Origin of the sequence: Rhodoferax ferrireducens (assembly GCF_049302455.1) — a bacterium.
Taxonomy (GTDB): domain Bacteria; phylum Pseudomonadota; class Gammaproteobacteria; order Burkholderiales; family Burkholderiaceae_C; genus Rhodoferax; species Rhodoferax ferrireducens_B.
This window is the reverse complement of the sequence record NZ_JBAQMD010000078.1, coordinates 1-3,682: the sequence shown is the minus strand read 5'-3', so window position 1 is coordinate 3,682 and position 3,682 is coordinate 1. Positions and strand designations below refer to the sequence as shown.

Genomic DNA, 3,682 nt, shown 5'->3' with positions numbered 1-3,682 from the left:
CTCTGGTGTGAGCGCGCGAAACGCCAGCGCCAGCGCCGGGTCGTAATGCAATGTGAGCGCACCCGACCCGTCGCCCAGCGGCTTGACCATCGGCTGCGACAAGGCCAGCCACTGTGCCGCTGTGTGCGGTCCAAAGCTGCTGGCAATCGCCCACAGGGCATCGGCGGCCTGCTGCAGCGAGTCAAATCGGCTGGTCTGGCCCAAGTACTCGCCAATGCGCTGCAGAGCCTGCCACTCCATCACCGGTCCAACGTCATTGAGCACCAGGCGGCGCACCGGCACCGGTAACGGCAGCTCGGGCTGCCCGGCCACCACGATGCCAATCAAACCCCCCATGCTGGTGCCCAACCAGTCCAGCGTGGTGGGCTGAAGTGCGGTCAACAGCGTCAGCATGTCGGCCGCGTAGATGGGAATCTGGTAGCCCTGCGGGTCCTTCAACCAATCGCTCTGGCCCCGGCCCGCCACATCCGGACACACCACGCGCAAGCTGTCGCCCGCGCGCTCGCATAAAGCCTGCGCCAGCACATCGAAGTCACGCCCCTGGCGCGTCAGGCCATGCACGCAAACCACCACATGGCCAGCCTGGGGGTTGCCCCATTGCCAATAAGCCATGCGGTGTCCACCGGAGGGGTCGGGGCACAGGACGTAATTCAGAGAAGGCTCGGTCATGTTTGGGGGTCAGGGGTTTGATAAAGTCGGCGCAAAGCGCACGGGCGGGACTGTTGTCTCAACCCGGTGCGCCATCACAATAACGACATCCTAATTCAAACACAGTTCACCCCAACACTACACGGAGAAACATCATGTTAAAAGGTAAAACAGCGCTCGTCACCGGATCCACCAGCGGCATCGGTTTGGGGCTGGCCAAAGCCCTGGCCGCCCAGGGTGCCAACATCGTGCTCAACGGTTTTGGAGATGTTGAAGGCCCCAAGGCCGAAGTCGCGGCACTGGGCGTCAAAGTGGCTTACCACGGCGCTGACATGAGCAAACCGGCCGAAATTGAAGACATGTTGAAATTTGCCGCGGCGCAGTTTGGCCGGGTGGATATTCTGGTCAACAACGCCGGCATCCAACACGTGGCGCGGGTCGAGAACTTCCCGGTGGAGCGCTGGGACGCCATCATCGCCATTAACCTGAGCAGCGCCTTTCATGCCACCCGGCTGGCGCTGCCGGCGATGCAGAAGGCCAACTGGGGCCGCATCATCAACGTCGCCTCCGTGCACGGCCTGGTGGCCTCGGCCGAAAAATCAGCCTACGTCACGGCCAAGCACGGCGTGGTCGGGCTGACCAAAGTCACCGCGCTGGAAAACGCCACCACCGGCGTCACCTGCAACGCCATCTGCCCCGGCTGGGTGCTCACACCGCTGGTGCAAAAGCAGGTCGATGCCAAAGCGGCAGCGGGCGGCATCAGCAATGCCGAGGCGATCAAACACTTGTTGAGTGAAAAAGAGCCGTCGCTGCAATTCACCACGCCCGAAGAACTGGGTGCGCTGGCGGTGTTCTTCTGCTCACCGGCGGGCAACAATGTGCGCGGCGTCGCGTGGAATATGGACGGCGGCTGGGCGGCTCAATAATGCTATATTAATGATAGCTACAGACCATTATAATACGGGGGCTGGCGGTCAATTTCTTATAAATTCTGGCCAGTCTCACGCTGACGCTGTCAGATCGCCCAGCGGCCAGCGCGGTCTGACGTCAAAAGCATAGACCTCGCTGGCTGCTTGCTGGCCGGACTGCAGGCGCATGGCAGCCGCCATGGCAATCATGGCGCCGTTGTCGGTACACAGATGCAGTTCCGGGTAATGCACCCGCACGCCGCGCTTGCCACACTCCGCATTGAACTGCGCGCGCAAGCTGCGGTTGGCGCCCACACCGCCGGCCACCACCAAGCGTTTGAGACTGGTTTGACTCAAAGCCGTCATCGACTTCTTGACCAGCACGTCGACAATGGCGGCCTGGGTTGAGGCCGCCAGGTCAGCCCGTACCTGCACCGGCAAGGCCTCGACCGACCCGTCCTGCGCGGCAGCCAGCTTTTTGGCCTGCACCATCACCGCCGTTTTCAAACCGGCAAATGAAAAATCAAGATTGCCGCTTTTCAGCAGGGGGCGCGGCAGCTTGAACGCCGTGGCATCACCCTGCTCGGCCAGTCTTGAGAGTGCCGGACCTCCCGGATAGGCCAGCCCCAGCAGCTTGGCTGACTTGTCAAACGCCTCGCCGGCGGCATCATCAATCGTCTCGCCCAGCAATTCGTAACAGCCGACCCCGTCCACCCGCATCAACTGCGTGTGGCCGCCCGACACCAGCAGCGCCACGAAAGGGAATTCGGGTGGATCCGCACTCAAAAATGGTGACAGCAAATGCCCTTCCAGGTGATGCACACCCAACACCGGTTTACCCAATGCCGCGCCCAGCGCACACGCCACGCCCGCGCCCACCAGCAAGGCACCGGCCAGACCCGGGCCGCGGGTGAACGCCACCACATCAATGTCTGCCAAGGTTCGACCGGATGCCGCAAGCACCTGCTCCGTCAGCGGCAGCACGCGGCGAATGTGGTCGCGACTGGCCAGCTCGGGCACCACACCGCCGTAGGCCTGGTGCATCTCGATCTGGCTGTACAAGGCATCGGCCAGGAGCACCGGCAATGCACTGCCCCGCACCTCCACCAGCGCCACGCCCGTTTCATCACATGAGGACTCAATGCCCAATACCTGCAAGTTTTTTGCCATAGGGGCGGAGTTTAGGGGATGCCCACGCACGACACGCGCCGCCCCATCGTCCTGCTCAGCGACGACAGTGACACCAGCCACGTGAAAGACACCATGGCCGCCGCTGTGACGGATTTACGGGGCCGGGGCTACCTGCTGCTCAGGCGCCGGCACCAGCCCCAAACCGGCCAGATACATGCCCAGCGCCATTTCAGCCACGCCGACCAGCTCAAAGGCTTCCGGCGCCAGCAACCAGCTATGAATAAGTCCCACCACCAGCGCGTGCAAACCCTGCGCCGCCATCGAAAGCGACACCCGCAAGGGCGCCCCCCGACGCAAAGCGGCCTCCCGCAGGCTACGCTCCATCTGGCCGACCCCTTCAACATAGCATTGAAGATGGCGCGCCTTGACCGACAGCAGTTCATCAACGTACTCCACCTTGAGGATGGCCACCTCAAAGACACGACGGGTGCGTTCGTCCGAACTAATCTTTCGCATGGTGTCCAGAATCGCGCGCTGCAACTCATGCAGCGGTTCCAACTCGGGATCATCCCCAATTTGATGCAAGGCATCTTCCAAGGGCAAGGTGGTGCGTTCCATCATGGCGTTGAACAAATCCGCCTTGTTTTTGAAATGCCAGTAAATCGCACCCCGGCTCACGCCAGCGGCTTCTGCAATGTCATGCAAGGAGGTGCGGGAAACGCCCTTCTCGGCAAACACATGCTCCGCCGCATCCAGCAAGCGGTTGTGGGTGGCGAGGGCTTCTTCCTTGGTACGGCGAGCCATGACGGACCTCTTTCAAATAACATTGCAAAAATGAAATGCACACGACATACATCCATGATTGTATGTAGTGCTTGACAGAAAACCCGTCAACCCCAGCAACGGCGCGTGTTTTCACGGTTTTCATCGAAGTGAAGATTTTCCAAAAACCATGCTTTGAGCTGGTTTTGCGTCAAATACCGGGGCAATGCCCG

At 61.3% G+C, this 3,682-nt stretch carries 4 protein-coding genes; 1 reads left to right on the top strand and 3 read right to left on the bottom strand.

Going from position 1 to position 3,682, the window contains the following annotated elements:
- Positions 1-669: alpha/beta fold hydrolase (locus WA157_RS13915; RefSeq protein ID WP_422621531.1), on the bottom strand; the 669-nt coding region annotated here is incomplete at its 3' end.
- Between the two features lie 134 nt (positions 670-803).
- On the opposite strand from WA157_RS13915, the gene WA157_RS13910 reads away from it, so the two are divergent.
- Complete coding sequence (locus WA157_RS13910) at positions 804-1,574, top strand: 3-hydroxybutyrate dehydrogenase (protein WP_318667864.1); 771 nt, start codon at positions 804-806, stop codon at positions 1,572-1,574.
- Between the two features lie 75 nt (positions 1,575-1,649).
- On the opposite strand, the gene tsaD is transcribed toward WA157_RS13910, so the two are convergent.
- A complete protein-coding gene (gene tsaD / locus WA157_RS13905; protein WP_422621532.1) occupies positions 1,650-2,714 on the bottom strand; it encodes a tRNA (adenosine(37)-N6)-threonylcarbamoyltransferase complex transferase subunit TsaD in 1,065 nt (354 codons plus the stop codon).
- A 126-nt stretch (positions 2,715-2,840) separates the two neighbouring features.
- Positions 2,841-3,491, bottom strand: coding sequence for a TetR family transcriptional regulator (locus WA157_RS13900; RefSeq protein WP_422621530.1), 651 nt, complete (start codon positions 3,489-3,491; stop codon positions 2,841-2,843).
- Positions 3,492-3,682 lie beyond the last annotated feature (191 nt).